Annotated in this window: 15 protein-coding genes and 2 pseudogenes; 7 read left to right on the top strand and 10 right to left on the bottom strand. The window is 72.8% G+C overall.

What is annotated here, in order from left to right:
* Positions 1-14: 14 nt before the first annotated feature.
* The 3 genes and pseudogenes from Phou_RS39055 to Phou_RS39045 form a co-directional block, all read right to left on the bottom strand.
* Positions 15-712, bottom strand: a pseudogene (locus tag Phou_RS39055) (isocitrate lyase/PEP mutase family protein).
* 50 nt (positions 713-762) lie between these two features.
* A complete protein-coding gene (locus Phou_RS39050; protein ID WP_246274230.1) occupies positions 763-2,205 on the bottom strand; it encodes a DHA2 family efflux MFS transporter permease subunit in 1,443 nt (480 codons plus the stop codon).
* A gap of 27 nt (positions 2,206-2,232) precedes the next feature.
* Positions 2,233-3,264 (bottom strand): sigma-70 family RNA polymerase sigma factor, encoded by a 1,032-nt coding sequence (locus Phou_RS39045; RefSeq protein WP_173067056.1) that lies wholly within the window; start codon positions 3,262-3,264, stop codon positions 2,233-2,235.
* Positions 3,265-3,397: 133 nt separating this feature from the next.
* On the opposite strand from Phou_RS39045, the gene Phou_RS39040 reads away from it, so the two are divergent.
* From Phou_RS39040 to Phou_RS39030, 3 genes are read left to right on the top strand one after another with little or no spacing between them, the layout of a single operon-like run.
* Entirely contained in the window at positions 3,398-4,333 is a 936-nt protein-coding gene (locus Phou_RS39040; RefSeq protein ID WP_173067053.1) for a DUF6282 family protein, read from the top strand.
* Positions 4,330-4,899 (top strand): carboxymuconolactone decarboxylase family protein, encoded by a 570-nt coding sequence (locus Phou_RS39035; RefSeq protein ID WP_173067050.1) that lies wholly within the window; start codon positions 4,330-4,332, stop codon positions 4,897-4,899. Before Phou_RS39040 ends, Phou_RS39035 begins: the two co-directional genes overlap by 4 nt.
* On the top strand, positions 4,896-5,738 hold the full coding sequence (locus Phou_RS39030) for an N-acyl homoserine lactonase family protein (protein ID WP_173067047.1): 843 nt from the start codon (positions 4,896-4,898) through the stop codon (positions 5,736-5,738). Before Phou_RS39035 ends, Phou_RS39030 begins: the two co-directional genes overlap by 4 nt.
* Here the strand turns inward: Phou_RS39030 and Phou_RS39025 are convergent.
* A complete protein-coding gene (locus Phou_RS39025; RefSeq protein WP_173067044.1) occupies positions 5,735-7,198 on the bottom strand; it encodes a flavin-containing monooxygenase in 1,464 nt (487 codons plus the stop codon). The two genes, Phou_RS39030 and Phou_RS39025, sit on opposite strands and share 4 nt — an antisense overlap.
* The gene (locus Phou_RS53790; protein WP_246274228.1) at positions 7,195-8,892 is read right to left on the bottom strand and encodes an aldolase/citrate lyase family protein; all 1,698 of its coding nucleotides are present in this window, start codon (positions 8,890-8,892) and stop codon (positions 7,195-7,197) included. The genes Phou_RS39025 and Phou_RS53790 overlap by 4 nt, the downstream gene beginning before the upstream one ends.
* A 159-nt stretch (positions 8,893-9,051) precedes the next feature.
* Here Phou_RS53790 and Phou_RS39010 point away from each other — a divergent pair, with 159 nt between their 5' ends.
* The 4 genes and pseudogenes from Phou_RS39010 (at position 9,052) to Phou_RS38995 (ending at position 11,885) form a co-directional block, all read left to right on the top strand.
* Complete coding sequence (locus Phou_RS39010) at positions 9,052-9,726, top strand: GntR family transcriptional regulator (protein WP_173067041.1); 675 nt, start codon at positions 9,052-9,054, stop codon at positions 9,724-9,726.
* Between the two features lie 85 nt (positions 9,727-9,811).
* Positions 9,812-10,210 carry a carboxymuconolactone decarboxylase family protein gene (locus Phou_RS39005; protein WP_173067038.1) on the top strand — a complete coding sequence of 133 codons (399 nt, stop codon included), beginning with the start codon at positions 9,812-9,814 and terminating at the stop codon, positions 10,208-10,210.
* Positions 10,207-11,139, top strand: a pseudogene (locus tag Phou_RS55875) (thiamine pyrophosphate-binding protein); the annotation flags it as partial. The gene Phou_RS39005 and the pseudogene Phou_RS55875, both read left to right, overlap by 4 nt.
* Before the next feature lie 269 nt (positions 11,140-11,408).
* Complete coding sequence (locus Phou_RS38995) at positions 11,409-11,885, top strand: thiamine pyrophosphate-dependent enzyme (protein ID WP_281365150.1); 477 nt, start codon at positions 11,409-11,411, stop codon at positions 11,883-11,885.
* Here Phou_RS38995 and Phou_RS38990 read toward each other — a convergent pair.
* The 5 genes from Phou_RS38990 to Phou_RS38970 are packed head-to-tail and all read right to left on the bottom strand — an operon-like array spanning position 11,878 to position 15,611.
* Entirely contained in the window at positions 11,878-12,633 is a 756-nt protein-coding gene (locus Phou_RS38990) for a carboxymuconolactone decarboxylase family protein (protein ID WP_173067032.1), read from the bottom strand. The two genes, Phou_RS38995 and Phou_RS38990, sit on opposite strands and share 8 nt — an antisense overlap.
* Positions 12,627-13,517, bottom strand: coding sequence for an NAD(P)-dependent oxidoreductase (locus tag Phou_RS38985; RefSeq protein WP_173067029.1), 891 nt, complete (start codon positions 13,515-13,517; stop codon positions 12,627-12,629). Before Phou_RS38985 ends, Phou_RS38990 begins: the two co-directional genes overlap by 7 nt.
* On the bottom strand, positions 13,514-13,897 hold the full coding sequence (locus tag Phou_RS38980) for a cupin domain-containing protein (RefSeq protein WP_173067026.1): 384 nt from the start codon (positions 13,895-13,897) through the stop codon (positions 13,514-13,516). The genes Phou_RS38985 and Phou_RS38980 overlap by 4 nt, the downstream gene beginning before the upstream one ends.
* On the bottom strand, positions 13,897-14,790 hold the full coding sequence (locus Phou_RS38975; RefSeq protein ID WP_173067023.1) for an NAD(P)-dependent oxidoreductase: 894 nt from the start codon (positions 14,788-14,790) through the stop codon (positions 13,897-13,899). Before Phou_RS38975 ends, Phou_RS38980 begins: the two co-directional genes overlap by 1 nt.
* The gene (locus tag Phou_RS38970; protein ID WP_173067019.1) at positions 14,787-15,611 is read right to left on the bottom strand and encodes an SDR family NAD(P)-dependent oxidoreductase; all 825 of its coding nucleotides are present in this window, start codon (positions 15,609-15,611) and stop codon (positions 14,787-14,789) included. Before Phou_RS38970 ends, Phou_RS38975 begins: the two co-directional genes overlap by 4 nt.
* Positions 15,612-15,613 lie beyond the last annotated feature (2 nt).

The raw sequence follows: 15,613 nt of genomic DNA, 5'->3' as shown, positions 1-15,613 counted from the left end.
GGGCGGCCGAGGCGCTAACGATCGAGCAGGCCGCGGACGCTGGCTGCCAGGTCGGCCATGGCCGCGCGGTGGAAGCGCGGACCGTACGACACGCGGGCCACACCCACCTCGCGCAGGGTGGCCAGGTCCAGGTGTTCGCCGGTGTTGCCGTTGATCGGGCCGGGCAGCTCGGCGACGAGGGTGGCGATGTCGTGCCGGCGGCGTACGCCGATCGGGTAGACGCAGTCGGCGCCGGCCTCGCGGTAGAGCCGCCCCGGCGCACCGTCTCGGTGAGCCACGCGGGCTCCGATATGCCGCTGGTGGGCAGGAAGACGTCGACGCGGGCGTTGACGACGATCGGCACGCCGGCGTCGTCCGCGGCGGCGCGGACCTCGGCCAGCCACTCCGCCTGCGCGCCTGCCTCGACCAGGCCGCCCGCCTCGTGGTCGGTGTCCTCGAGGTTGCAGCCGACCGCGCCGATCGCGAGCAGCCGCTCCACCAGCTCGCGTGGCCGCATCCCGTATCCGGCCTCGGCGTCGACGGTCACCGGCACCTCGACTACCCGGGCGATCCGGCCGGCCGCGGCGAACATCTCCTGCCACGGCGCCCCTTGACCGTCGGGGTAGCCGAGGGCCGCGGAGACCGCGGCGCTGGCGGTGGCCACGACGGGGAAGCCCGCGTCGGCCACGACGGTCGCGCTGGCGGCGTCCCACACGTTCGGCAGGACGAGCATCTCTCCACTGTGGAGCTCGCGGAGCCGCTCGGCGTGCGCCTTCAGGTCGGTCATGACGGTACTCCCTCACGGATGGCGGTGGCCGGCACCGGCGGCGCGGCGGGCGCCGCCGCGGGCTTGCGGCCGGGCATGCCCAGGGCGATCAGCACGCCGCCGAAGGCGAACGCGGCGACCGCGGTCATCGCCGCTTTGAAGCCCTCGCTGAACTCTTCGGGCGAAGCGTAGCCGCCCACCCCGGCGAAGACGGCGACCGCGACCGCGACGCCGAACACCCCGCCGAAGATCCGCAGGGTCATGAACGCGCCGGACGCCTGGCCGATCTCCTGCGGCCGCACCGCGCCGACGACCGCCTTCTGCGCGGCGGGCATCGCCATGGTCAGGCCGGCGCCGCCGATGACCAGCGCCGGCAGCATTTCCAGGTACCCGGTGCCGGTGCCGGCCATGAGCGCGATCCAGCCCGAGCCGATGGTCTGCAGCGCCAGCCCGCCGACCACGAAGCGGCGCTCGCCGACCTTGTCGGCCAGCCGGCCGGCGATCGGCGCGCACACCATCAGCGTCGCGGTCCACGGCATCAGCCGCAGGCCGGCGCCGAGCGGGCCCTCGCCGGAGACCGTCTGGAAGTACTGCGCGAGGAAGAACAGGGTGCCGTACAGCGAGGCGAACACCAGCGCGTTGGCGACGTTGGCGGTGGCGAAGGCGCGCAGCCTGAAGAACCGCATCGGCAGCATCGGGGCGGGAGTGCGCCGTTCCCAGGCCACGAACGCGAGCACGAGCAGGACGCCGGCGGCGAGCGTGCCCAGCACCTCGGCACTGCTCCAGCCCGCCGCGTTGCCGCGGACCAGGGCCCACACGATGCCGAACGCGCCGGCCGTGACGAGCACGACGCCGGCGAGGTCGAGCCGGTTGTTGGGGCCGACGCTCTCCTCGACCCGCCGGGCGGTCAGCAGGATCGCGACGACGCCGATCGGCAGGTTGAGCCAGAAGATCCACTGCCAGGCGAGCCCTTCGGCGATGGCGCCGCCGATGAACGGGCCGCTGAACGTGGCGAGGCCGGTCAGCCCCAGGTACAGCCCCATCGCCTTGCCTCGCTGCTGCGGCGCGAACGCGGCCGTGATCAGCGTCAGCGACAGCGGCAGCACCATCGCGGCGCCGGCACCCTGCAGCGCCCGGGCCGCGATCAGCGTGCCGATGTCCGGTGCCAGCGCGCACGCCACCGAGGCCACGGTGAAGAGCGCGAGGCCGGCGGTGAACATCCGGCGGCGGCCGAACCTGTCCCCGAGTGCCGCGCCGGTCAGCAGCAGCACCGCGAAGGTCAGGTTGTAGGCGTTGACGGTCCACTCCAGTGACTCGACCGTCGCGGCCAGGTCCTGCCGGATCGTGCTCAAGGCCGTGGTCACGACCAGGCTGTCCAGGGCCATCATGAACGAGGCCAGCGAGGCGAGCCCCAACACCCAGGCCTGTTTGGACGTCATCCGACCACTGTCGGTACTCACGCTTTCTCCTTCGTTGCTCGCTGGTTCTCAGTGCCGCAGCGACCGCGGCAGGCCGAAGATCGGCAGGAGCGAGTTGTCCACGAAGCGGGTGATCCCGCTGATCCGGCTGCCGGTCAGGGTCAGCACGAGCACGCCGTGCGCGTGCAGGATCGGCGTACGTGGGTCGCGCAGGTAGCAGCCGAACGCCGGCTGGCCGTTGGCGCGGGTCGGCACCAGCACGTGCCGTACGCCGCTGCGCAGCGCCACGGTGGCCAGGAAGTTGCCGATGGCGTCCAGGCCCCGGTACTCCAGCGGCAGCGGCGGCATGCTCAGCGAGGCGTCGGCGGCCAGCATCGCCACGACCGCTTCGACGTCGCCGGCCTCGAACGCGCGGGCGAAGTCCTCCACGACCCGCCGCTCCTGCGGGGAGTCCGGCAGCGGCGCGCTCTTCCAGTCCCGGCCGGACAGCTCGCCGGCCAGCGTGGCGCGGGCGCGCCGGAGCGCGGCGTTGACCGCGTCCTCGGTGAGCTCGAGGATGCCGGCCGCCTCGGCCGCGCGGAAGCCGAGCACGTCCCGCAGCACCAGGACCGCCCGCTGCTTGGCCGGCAGCTGCTGCAGTGCCGCCAGGAAGGCGAGCGACACCGACTCGCGCAGCTCGTACCGGGCTTCCGGTCCGGGCTCGCGGTCGGCGATCTGCTCCAGCAGCATGTCGGGGTACGGCTCCAGCCAGCTCGGCTCGGCTCGCTGGTGCGACGGCTCGGGCAACGGAACCTCCGGTCGGTACGCCGGGTACTCGTGCGGGCGGCGGGACGCGGAACGCAGCGCGTTCAGGCAGTGGTTGGTCGCGATCCGGTACAGCCAGGTGCGGATCGAGGCGCGCTCCTCGTAGCCGCCGATCCCCCGCCACGCCGCCAGCAGCGTGTCCTGCAGCAGGTCCTCGGCGTCCTGCACGGAGCCGAGAATGCGGTAGCAGTGCACCTGCAGCTCGCGCCGGTACGGCTCGACGAGCCGGCGGAACGCCTCGCCGTCGCCGGACCTGGCCAGCGCCAGCAGCTCGCCTGCCGGCGGATCCCCACCCATGCGGACTCCTTCTCCGTTCGTCCTCTACATGGGTGGACACCGGCGGCGCCGAAAACTGGTCGCCGCACCTCGACGTTGGCCTCCGGCCGGCGACCGATTGTAGGATGATCATACGACTGGAGACGAGGTGGCGATGACCGATCCGAGGCCCGACCTGCTCCCGGCCGCGCAACCGGAAGGCTTCGACCGCCTGCTGCGCGGTGCCATCGACGTACACGTGCACGGCCAGCCCGACCTGTCGTCGGCGCTGCGCAACCGCGGCGCGGACCCCGACGTGGCGCGGCTGGCGCACGCGTACGGGATGTCCGGGTGGGTGCTCAAGTCCCACCTGTGGGCCACCATGGACCGGGCCCGTGCCATCGAGCGGGAGATGGCCGGCACCGGCTTCACCGTGTACGGCAGCGTCACCCTCAACCCTCCGGTCGGCGGCCTGGAGCCCGCGGTCGTCGAGCTCGCGGCCGCGCACGGCGCGCGGGTGGTGTTTCTGCCGACCTGGGGTGCCGCCGCCGACATCGCCCGCGACGGGTACATCTCGGCGCTGCTGCGGCGGATCTCGCCGTCCTTCGGCGAGTACAACGCCCGGACCGCCATCGCGCTGTGCGAGGCCGGCGGCACCCTCTCCGGCCGGGCGCGCGCGGTCGTCGACGCCTGCCACGGGCTCGGGCTCGCGCTGGCCACCGGTCACGCGTCCGCCGAGGAGAGCCGCGCGGTCGCGGCGTACTGCGCCGGGATCGGGCAGCGGCTGCTGGTCACCCATCCGCTGCACTACACGAAGGACCCCGCGCGGCTGCGCGAGCTCGTCGACATGGGCGCGTACGTCGAGTTCTGCAACGCGCCGCTGGTACACCCCGACGGGCACCTGAGCGTCCGGGACGTGCACGAGGCGCTGGCCACGGTCGGGCCGGAGCGGGCCATCCTCACCACGGACGTCTTCTCCCGCTGGGTGCCGCCCGAGCCGGAGTGCCTGCGTATGTTCGTCGAACAGCTCGCCTACCTCGGTTGGACGGCCGAGCAGATCGCCACGATGGTGGCCACCAACCCACGCGCCTTCCTGGGGGTACCGGCATGAGAGTCGACGGCGTCGACCCCGCGCGCATGAGCGAGGCCCAACGCGCGATCTACGACCGGTACGCCAGCGGGCCGCGGGCGACGCCGGACAACCCGTTCCTGCTCGTCGACGCCGACGGGCGGCTGCAGGGACCGCCCGCGGTGTGGATCCTCAGCCCCACGTTCGGGCAGGCGCTGCAGCAGATCGGCGCGGCCGTGCGCTTCGGCTCGCAGCTTCCCGCGCGGGCGTGCGAGATCGCGATCCTGCTCGTCGGCCACCGGCACCGCAGCCCGTTCGAGCTGTACGCGCACCGGCGCGCCGGGATCGCCGCCGGCCTGACCGAGGAAGACCTGGCGGCACTGGCCGCCGCGCGCGAGCCGGCCACGATGTCCGATGTGGAGGCGTGCGTCTTCCGGACCACGCTGCGGATCCTCGAACGCGGCACGCTGGCGGACGGCGAGTTTCACGACGCGGCCGGCGTGCTCGGCGAGGCCGGGCTCTTCGAGCTGGTCACGATCGTCGGCTACTACACAATGGTGGCCATGCAGCTCGCCGTCTTCGACGTCCAGCCACCGGACGCGCCGTGAACTACTCGATCTGGATCCTCGAGTACGGCTTCGTCGAACGCTTTCCGGCCAGCAACCTGTTCGCCGGGCAGCCCAACGAGGGGTACCGGCCGATGCCGTACTGCTTCGGGCTGGTCCGCTCGGCCGACCGCTGCGTGCTGGTGGACACCGGCTTCGTCGACCAGGCGGTGTACGACCGGCTCACCGCCAAGTACGGGCGCACCGCGTGGCGGCGGCCGGTCGACGTGCTCGCCGACGTCGGCGTCGCGGCCGAGCAGGTCGACACGATCCTGCTCACGCACAACCACTTCGACCACGCCGGCTGCGTCGAGGAGTTTCCCGCCGCGCACGTCCACATCCAGCGACGGGAGATCGACTCGTACCTGGCCGCGGCCGCCCGGCCGGCGCGGTTCGAGTTCCTGACCCGGTTCTGCCAGGCCGACCTGCCGCAGCGCCTGGCCAGCGGCGCGGCGACGCTCGTCGACGGCGCCGCCGAGGTCGCGCCGGGCATCGAGCTGCGGCCGGCCCACGACACCCACACCGCCGGCTCGCAGCTTGTCGCGGTCACCAACGACGCGGACGGGCCGTGGGTCTTCGCCGGCGACAACGTGTACAGCTACGAGAACATCGAGGGCCTGCGCGGCGACGGCGTCCTGGTGCCGATCGCGATGAGCACCGGCAGCGCCACCACCTGGCTCGACGTCGCCGACGCCATGCTGGACAGCGTGGGGCGGGACAGCCGGCGCGTCCTGCCCTTCCACGACGCGGCGGTGTGGGACCGCTTCCCCACGGCCACAGTGGACGGTGGTATGCACGTCGCGGAGGTCTCGCTCGCCGCCGGCCATGCCAGCCTCGTCTAGCGGCGCGTGCGCAGGCCCCAGCGGGCGAGCAGGCGGGTGGCGAGGGCGTACGCGAGGTGACCGCCGGGCCATTGGGTCACGTTGTGCCCGGCCGGGTCGTGGTAGTAGTTGTGGCAGCCGGATTCCATCGCTGACGCGCGGGTGGCCAGCCGCCGGTCGATCCAGGTGACGAAGCGCCGTGCCGCGGCCGGTGAGGTGTCGATGCTGCGCCGCCGGCGGCGGGCCAGGCGGCGCACGGCGCCGACGACGACCTCGGCCTGGCGTTCGAGTTGGGCGATGATCGACACGCCGCCGTTGGTGTTCGGTCCGTAGAGGATGAAGAAGTTCGGGAAGCCGGGCACGGTGATGCCCATGAACGCGCTGGCCCGCTCGCGCCAGGCGTCGTGGATGCCGCGCCCGTCGCGGCCTTTGACGTCGATGCTGGCCAGAAACCTCGTCGGCTGGAAGCCGGTGCTGAGGATCAGCACGTCGACGTCGCGGATGGTGCCGGTCGCGTCGACGACGCCGGTGGGCGTCACCCGGCTCACCGCGTGCGGAACGAGCTCGACGTTGTCGCGGTTGAGCGCCGGGTAGAACGTGGAGGAGATGACCGGCCGCTTGCAGCCCCAGGGGTAGTCGGGTGTCACCGCCGCCCTGGTCGCCGGGTCGTCGATGGCCCGCGCGATGAAGCGGTGGCAGACCTCGCGCATGCGCCGCTGGCGGCGGGAGCCGGCGTCGTAGCCCTTGAACCGGCGGTTGCCCTCGTGGAAGATCCAGGCCCGGCTGGCGCGCTGGGCCAGGGGCACGTTCCGGTACCACCACCGCTCGCGGGCGCTGAACTCGCGCTCGTGCTTGGGCTCGATCCAGCCGGGCTCGCGCTGGAAGACGTGGACGCGGCCGGCCGTCGACGCGATCGCCGGGACGATCTGTACCGCGGTCGAGCCGGTGCCGACCACCGCCACCGACTTTCCGGTGAGGTCGTGGTCCTCCCAGCGCGAGGTGTGGAAGCACGGGCCGGCGAAGGTGTCCAGTCCGGGCCACTCGGGATAGCGCGGCACGTTGAGCAGCCCGAGCGCGGAGATGACGACGTCGAACTCCTCGCTGTCGCCGTGCTCGGTGGACAGCGTGTACCGGCTTGTCGACTCCTCCCACACCAGGTCGGTGACCCGGGTGTTCAGGCGCAGGTGCGGCCGCAGGCCGAAGCGGTCGACCACGTGCTCGGCGTACGCGAGCAGCTCCGGCTGGGTGGCGTGGGTGCGCGGCCAGTCGTACTTGAGGAAGGAGAAGGAGTAGGCGTGCGAGTGCACGTCGACCTCGCAGCCGGGGTACCGGTTGTCGTACCAGGTGCCGCCGACGCCCGCGGACTGCTCGAAGATGACGACGGTGGCCGAGGTCCGGCGGCGCAGCTTGACCGCGGCGGCGATGCCGCCGAGCCCGGCGCCGATGACGGCGACCCGCAGCGGCGTGTGGTGGCGGCTCATCGGCCGGGCGGTGCCGGGTAGTCGGCGGCGTTGAACACCCAGCCCTCCATCGCCGAGAAGTCGAACCGCGGCGGGCAGAAGACGTCGATGAGGTGGTTTTCGCCGGCGCCGATCGCCTCGCTGGTGTGCAGGGACGGCGGCGGGATCACCGTGACGGACGGCGCCTCGGTCACCTCGTGCTCGTCCTCGCGCCAGTTGGCCCGGTTGGTCGTCCATGGCCAGCGGATGTGGTGCACGTACTGCCCGGCCAGGACGATGGAACACTGCTCGAAGTCGTCGTGCTTGTGCGGGGAGAGCTTGGCCGGGTCGCGCGGGCCCTGCTTCGGGTCGATGAAGTTGACCATGAAGGTGGTGCACCGGTACAGCCGGAACGGCGGGTTGGACAGCGGCGTGACGGTGAGGTCGTAGGCGCGCACCCGGTACCCGCCCACCGGCTCGGGCCACGGCTGGAACGGCGGGATGTTCTCGTGCGGCTCGGTGTAGGAGCCGGCGTTGGCGGCCAGCGAGGCGACGTCGGCCGAGCGGGTGGTCAGCAGGCGCAGCACCCGCCCCTGCCCGGTGACGGTCACGGTGCTGTCTCCCGGCGGCACGACGAGCATGGTGCGGCCGGCCGCCGCGACCTGCTCGCCGGGTGTGCGCACCTGGGCGGTCAGCGCGTCGTCGGCCAGCAGCACCACGTACTCGTCGGGCTGCCCGGTGCGGGCGAACGAGACCGTACCGTCCACTTCGGAGTAGCCGACGACGAAGTTCTGCCCGCGCGCGTACCAGGTCGCGGCGCCTTCGGTCTTTTCCACCGGCGCCAGGTCGCGGAACCGCACGTGCTCGGACCCGGAGAACCGCTCCGGCACCGCCGTGGTGGCCGCGGGCAGGGTCGAGCGCAGGTCGCTGGCGTCATACGCCATCGTTGTCCCCTCGGAGAGTCGGCTGCGAACGTCGGCGACGACGGCCGCCGCGGCGCTCCTCAGCACGCTGGTGTCGTTGCTGACCATCACGTACCGGTATCCCCGGTCGGCCGCCGCCGCGGCCTGCTCGGCGGTCTGCACCGCGGTGCCGGCGGGCACGCCGCGCGCCGCCGCGGCGGACAGCAGCTTGTCGACGAGCTTCTGGATCGACGGGTCGGACTGCGGCAGGCCGGATGAGAGCTGCAGGTCACCCATGCCGAGGAAGACCCCGTTGAGCCCGGGGACGGCGAGGATGTCGTCCACCGCCTCGATCGCCGCCCGCTCCTCCAGCTGCACGGCGCGCATGACCTCCTGGTCGCCGAAGCGCAGGTACTCCTCGCGGGCGAGGCCGCCCCACCGCCCGGCCCGGGACGTGATGCCGATGCCGCGGTCTCCGCCGGGCGAGAAGAGCATCTGCCGCACCGCCGCGCTCGCCTCCGCGACGGAGGTCACCCTCGGCACGAGGATGCCGTCGACGCCGGTGTCGAGCAGCCGCTGCAGGTAGCCGCCGCTGCGGTCGGGGACGCGGACGAGGACGGACATGCCGGCGCCCTGCGCCACGACCGTGGCCTGATATGCGAACTCGAGCGTCAGTGGCGCGTGCTCCTGGTCGATGACGATGAAGTCGAAGCCGGCGTCGGCCAGGATCTCCACCGGCTCCACGGCCGGGATCTTGACCCAGGTGCCCACCAGGCACCGCGTGGTCGACGCCAGTCGCCGGGCGAACCCCTGCCGGTTTTCCACCGCAGTCATGGCGCTCCTCACGAGGGGTTTTGGTGCGAGAAATTGTATCATCGTCATACGATCCTGAACAGCGGTGGGACGCGCCGATACGCCTCCCCACCAGCACACTTCGTCTGAGTACGATGTCAGGCACGACAGCTCAACCGAGCGCGGACGAGGAGGACGGCGGTGACCGGAGCCAACCCGCTGCGGGTTGAGCGCAACCCGGCTCTGATCCGCTCGCAGGTGGTGGCCAACCTGCGGCAGGCGATCCTCGACCGGCGGCTCGCACCCGGGCAGCGCCTGATCGAGCGCGAGCTCGTCGAGCTCACCGGCGCGTCCCGCACCAGCGTCCGCGAGGCGCTGCGCGAGCTCTCGGCCGAAGGGCTGGTCACCGCGATCCCCAACAAGGGCATGGTCGTCACCAGCGTCAGCGCCGAGGAGGCACGCCAGCTCTACCAGGTGCGCGCGGTCCTGGAGGCGCTGGCCGGGCGCCTGTTCGTCGAGCACGCCGGCGCCGCCCAGCGCAAGGCGCTCGTCCGCGCGCTGGAGAAGATCGAGCGGTTGACCGCTAAGGGCGCGCCGGTGCTGGCCGCGAAGGACGCCTTCTACGACGTGCTGTTCGAGGGCGGTGGCAACGACGCGCTGCGGTCGGTCGCCGGCGGCCTGCACGCCCGGGTCACCGTGCTGCGGTCGCTGTCGCTGTCGGTCCCCGGCCGGGTCGAGCACAGCACCAAGGAGCTGCGCGCGATCGTCGACGCCGTCCTCGCCGGTGACGCCGACGCCGCCGCCGCGGCCTGCGCCCGGCACGTCGAGGAGGCCGGTCGCGCCGGCCTTGTCGCCCTCGCCGAGCAGGACGCCTAGGCCCGATCCCCGTTCGCCAGGCCCTTCCGCACGGGTCGCAGGATTGTATGATGATCCCACATTTGCCAGCGGCAGGGAGCGGTCCATGAGTGTTGACGAAAGCCGGTTCGCGCGCGGCCTCGACATCCGGCGGGAGGTGCTCGGCGACGCGCACGTCGAACGCTCGCTGGCGCAGGCCACCGACTTCACCCGGGTGGTGCAGGAGTACGTGACGGCGACCTGCTGGGGCGACGTCTGGTCCCGACCCGGGCTCGACCGGCGCACCCGCAGCCTGCTCAACCTCGCAATGCTCACCGCGCTGAACCGGCCGCACGAGTTCTCGGTGCACGTACGCGGCGCGCTGCGCAACGGCTGCACCCAGCAGGACATCCAGGAGGTCCTGCTGCAGACCGCGGCGTACTGCGGCGCACCGGCCGCGCTCGAAGCGTTCCGCCTCGCCCAGCAGGTCATCGAGCAGCTGCGGCAGGAAAGCCTCACCACATGAGCGGCCGCACCGGCGCCCGCGTCGTCGCGGACATGCTCGACGGCTACGGGGTGACACACGTCTTCCTGGTACCGGCGATCCTGCGCCGCACCCTCGCCGAGCTCGAGCTGCACCACCCGCACATCCACCGGGTCGTGACGCACGGCGAGAAGGCCGCCGCCTACATGGCCGACGGCTACGCCCGCGCCAGCGGCCGCCCGGGCATCGCGGCGGCACAGGTGGTCGGCGCGCTCAACCTCGCCGCCGGCCTCCGCGAGCCGTTTCTTGCCGGCTCCCCGGTGATCGCGCTGACCGGCGGCCGGTCCCCGGCCACCAAGTTCCGGCACGTGTACCAGGAGATCGACGACCTGCCCGCCTTCGAGCCGGTGACGAAGTTCAACGGCACGATCGACGACGCCGACCGGTTTCCGGACATGCTGCGGCACGCGTTCCGGGTGGCGACCACCGGCGCGCCCGGCCCGGTCCACCTGCAGATCCAGGGCAACGAGGGCCAGCTCGACACCGCGCACGCCAGCGCCGAGCCGCTGGTGGAGCCGGCCTTCGCCCAGGTGCCACCGGTCCGCCCGGCACCCGACGAGCAGAGCGTCGCGGCCGTGCTGCGGCTGCTGGCCGAGGCGCGGCGCCCCGTCATCGTGGCCGGCGGCGGTGTCCGCGCGTCCCGCGCCGGCGCCGAGCTCGTCGCGCTGGCCGAGGCGCTGGGCATCCCGGTCGCCACCTCGGCCAACGGCAAGGACACCATCCCCGGCACCCACCCGCTGTCGGTCGGGGTGGTCGGCTCGTACTCCCGCGAGTGCGCCAACCAGGTCGTCGCCCGCGCCGACCTCGTCTGCTTCGTCGGCACCGCCACCGGCGGCATGACCACCCACCACTGGGCCGTACCGCCGATCGGCACGCCGACCGTCCAGATCGACATCGAGCCGGCCCGCCTCGGCCGCAACTACCCGCTGCGCGCCTCCGTCGCCGCCGACGCGAAGGCCACGCTCACCCGTATGCTGGCCCTGACCATCCACGGTGGACAACCGGACCGCACGGCCTGGCTGTCCGAGGTGGACGGTGCCAAGGCGGCCTGGCGGGCACGTTACCGCGAGGTGCTGACCAGCGACGCGGTGCCGATCCGGCCCGAGCGGATCGCCGCCGAGCTGACCGCCGCCCTGCCCGCCGACGCCGTCCTCGTGGTCGACACCGGCCACGCCGGCATGTGGATGGCGCAGTTTCACGACGTCACCGCGCCGGGCCAGGGCTACCTGCGCAGCGCGGGGCACCTCGGCTGGGCGTTCAGCGCCGGCGTGGGCGCCAAGTGCGCCGCCCCGACCGCCCGGTCGTGGCCTTCACCGGCGACGCCGGCCTCTACTACCACCTCGGCGAGATCGAGACCGCCGTCCGCCGCGGGGTCAACCTCGTCACCGTCGTCAACAACAACCACGGCGGAAACCAGAGCAGGCGCGGGTTCGACCGGGCGTACGGCGGGCAGGCCACCGACAAGGCCAGTGAGCTGTGGACATACCGGGACGTCGACTTCGCCCGGATCGCCGAGCAGATGGGCGCGCTGGGCATCCGGGTCGACCGGCCGGGCGACCTGGCCGGGGCGCTGGACCGGGCGCTGTCGGCCGGCCGGCCGGTGGTGGTGGACGTACACACCGACATCGGCGTGGCCGCTCCCCCACCGGTCAGCTGACATCGCGGGCCAGCTCCTCGGCCAGGATCGGCACCGCGGTCGTCGCGGCGTGGATGCCGATCACGCTGGCGATCTCCAGCACCTCGACGATCTCCTCGGTGGTGGCGCCGAGCCGGACCGCGTTGCGCATGTGCAGCTTCAGCCCCGGCACGTACAGGTGGGTCGCCGCGGCGTCGAACGCGATGTAGACGAACTCCTTCACCTTCGGCTCCAGGACACCGGTCTTCCACGGGACCGAGGAGAACTCGACGTACGCCTCGAACAGCTCCGGGTCCAGCTCCAGCAGGCCGTCCCAGAACTCGTGCCAGTAGCCGCGGTTGGCGGTGAACTCGGCCTTGAGCTGCTCCTGCCGCTCGGACAGCGGTGCCGGGCCGGTGCGCCTGCCCTCCTCCTCCAGCACCTCGACCAGCAGCGGGATGCCGATGTTGCAGGCGTGGATGCCCAGCGTGCTGGTCAGCTCCAGCACCTCCATCACCTCGTCCGCGGTGGCGCCGAAGGCCAGCGCGGCACGGATGTGCTGGCGGATGCCGGGCTCGTACAGGTGGGTGGCGGCCGCGTCGACCGCGATGTACATGAACTCCTTGACCTTCGGCTCGAGGTGGTTCTTGCGCCACGGCACGGCCGACCAGTTCAGGTAGGCGCGCAGGAAGGCGGGGTCGAGCTCCAGGATCCGCTCCCAGGTGTCGCTCCACGTGGAGCGGACCGCGATGAACTCGTCCTTGATCTGCTGCTGCTCGGCGGTCAGCACGTACCACTCCCTTGTTCGTCGGATGCCATCCGGGACATCAACCAGGCGGCGACCTGCGTGTGGTCGGCGTCGGCGGGCAGCGCCCCGGCCGCCTCCGCCCAGGCCGCCAGCGCCGCCGCGGAGACAGCGGCCGGTGTCCCGGTGGCCTCCTGCAGCCCCAGCGCGATGCCCATGTCCTTGACCATCAGGCGCAGGCCGAAGCCGGAGTCGTACGTGCCCGGCAGCACGAACTTCGGCCACTTGGTCTCGGTCGAGCCGCTGCGGCCGCTGGAGGCGTTGACGATGTCGAGCATCACCCGCGGGTCGAGGCCGAACGCGCGCCCGGCCAGCAGCGCCTCCGAGGTCACCATGAGGTGCGCGGCGGACATCAGGTTGTTCAGCGCCTTGATCGCGTGGCCGGCGCCGACCACCTCGCCGGCGTGCACCACGCGCGAGCCGAGCACGTCCAGGATCGGCCGCAAGGTGGCGAACGCGGTGGCCGGGCCGCCCACCATCACGGTCAGCGTCCCCGCGCGGGCACCGGCGACGCCGCCCGAAACCGGCGCGTCCACGAGCGTGACGGCGTGCCGCGCGGCGACGCCGGCCAGCTGGCGGGTGCGGGCCGGGTCGGAGGAGCTCATGTCGACCAGCAGGGTGCCCGGCTTGAGCCGGCCGAGCAGCCCGTCGGTGAGCAGGACCCGCTCGACGACCGCGGAGTCGGGCAGCATGAGCAGCACGGTGTCCGCTGTGGACACGCCGGTGACCGTGGCGGCGAGCGCCGCGCTGCCGGCGAAGCGCTCCCGGGCGGCCGGCACCACGTCGTACACGCACAGCTCGTGTCCGGCCTCGATCAGCCGGTCCGCCATCGGCCCGCCCATGTTGCCCAGCCCGACGAAGCCGATCATGGCCGGGCCAGGTAGTCGTCGTCCGCGACCGGCTCGCGCCACTCGGTCCTGCCCAGCGAGATCGCCAGGTGCACCAGGTAGGTTTCCGGGCCGCCGCCGTGCCAGTGCGCCTCCCCCGGCGGCACCCACACCGTGTCGCCGGGGTGCAGGACCTGCGGCACGCCGCCGGCCGAGCAGACCAGCCCGCCGCCGGCGGTGACGAGGAGGATCTGGCCCTTCTCGTGGCTGTGCCAGAAGGTGCGGGCGCCGGGCGCGAAGAAGACGCTCGCCATGGTGACGTCCGGGCCGGACCGCAGCGGGTCGGCGAACACGGTGCCGGTGAAGGTGGCGGTGCGCTGCTCGGACGGCAGCCGGTCGGCGTGCCCGCGGACGATCTCCATCAGTGCTCCTCCGTCGCGTACAGCCGGGTCCCGCCGGCGACGTCACCGATCGCGTCGACGACCCGGTTGCTGATCTTGTCGGCGTACCCGAGGTTGTTGGCGAGGCCGAACGCGGCGAGCGGGCCGGCCGCGGACAGCGAGGGCACGCCGAGCTGGCCGAGGCTGTCGACGTAGAGCGCGACGTCCTTGGTCATCAGCGCGCTGGTGAGCCCGCCCTCCAGATAGTCGCCCCGGATGATGTGCGGAAAGCGGTTGAGCGTGGCGAAGTTGACCCCGCTGCTGGCGTTGAAGACGTCCAGCACCTGGGCCAGGTCGAGGCCGGCCCGTTTCGCCGCGACCATCACCTCGGCGGTCGCGGCGAGGCTGACCGCGTTGAGAAAGTTGTTGAGCACCTTCGTCGTGTGGCCGGCACCCGACCCTCCCATGTGGACCACCTTGCTGGCGAAGGCGGCCAGCACGGGCTCCACGGTGGACAGTGCCCGAGGCGAGCCGCCGACCATGATGGTGAGGGTGCCGCGTTCGGCCGCCGCCGCGCCGCCGGAGATGCCCGCGTCGAGGTAGTCCACGCCGATGCCCGCCAGCGCCGCGTGGATGCGGACGGTCGAGGCCGGTGCGGCGGTGCTGAGGTCGACCACCACCTGTCCGGCCCGGCCGGAGGCAAGGACGCCGCCCGGCCCGAGGACGACCGCCTCGACCACCGCGCTGTCCGGCAGGGACAGCAGGACCACGTCGCTGCCCTCGACGACCGCCCGCACGCCGCCGGCCGGGGTGGCGCCCACCGCCGGGGCCCGGCCGGGATCGGTGTCGAAGCCCAATACCGGGGTACCGGCGTCGACGAGCCGGCGGGTCATCCGGCCGCCCATGTTGCCCAACCCGATGAACCCGACCCTCATCGCAGGTCCCTTCCGTACAGCGCGCGGTCATAACCGGCGAAGTCCCAGGCGCCCGCGCCGCCGGACGGCCGCACGGTGCTGACGATGCTGGCGCCGCCGTCGACGGAGACGACCTCGCCGGTCATGTACGCGGCCTCGTCGCTGAGCAGGAACGCGACCACGGCGGCGACGTCCTCGCCGGTGCCGGCCCGCCGCAGTGGCGTGCTGCTGGCCCGGCGCGCCATGTCGTCCTTGCCGCCGACCGCGTCCGGCGTCGCGGCGAACAGGTCGGTGGGCACGATGCCGGGCGCGACCGCGTTCACCCGCACGCCCAGCGGCCCGCCGTACATCGCGGCGCCGTGCAGGATGCCGAGCACCGCGTGCTTGGAGGTCTGGTAGGCCAGCAGGTCCGCGCTGCCGCGCAGGCTCCCGATCGACCCGGTGATGACGATGCCGCCGGTGCCGTCCTGCGCTTCGTACTGGCGGAACGCGGCCCGGACGCCGAGGAAGACGCCGCGCACGTTCACCGCCATCACCCGGTCGAACTCGGCGGCGGTCAGCTCTGGCAGCGTGGCGAACGAGCCGGAGATGCCGGCGTTGAGGTGATGCAGGTCGACCCGGCCGAACCGCTCGACGGCGGCGCTCATGTACGCCTCGACACCGTCCTCGGTGGACACGTCGGCGCGCACCCAGGCGGCCGCGCCGGCCGGCGGCGGCTGCGCGACGGCGGTGTCCACCGCGACGACCTGCGCTCCCGCCTCGACCAGCCGCCGCACGGTGGCCGCCCCGATGCCGCCGGCCGCACCGGTGACCACCGCGACCTTGCCCGCGAGCCCGCGCATCG

The sequence above is a fragment of the Phytohabitans houttuyneae genome (assembly GCF_011764425.1).
Taxonomy (GTDB): Bacteria; Actinomycetota; Actinomycetes; order Mycobacteriales; family Micromonosporaceae; genus Phytohabitans; species Phytohabitans houttuyneae.
Note: the sequence above shows the minus strand (reverse complement) of the source record. Positions and strands in the feature narration are given on the sequence as shown.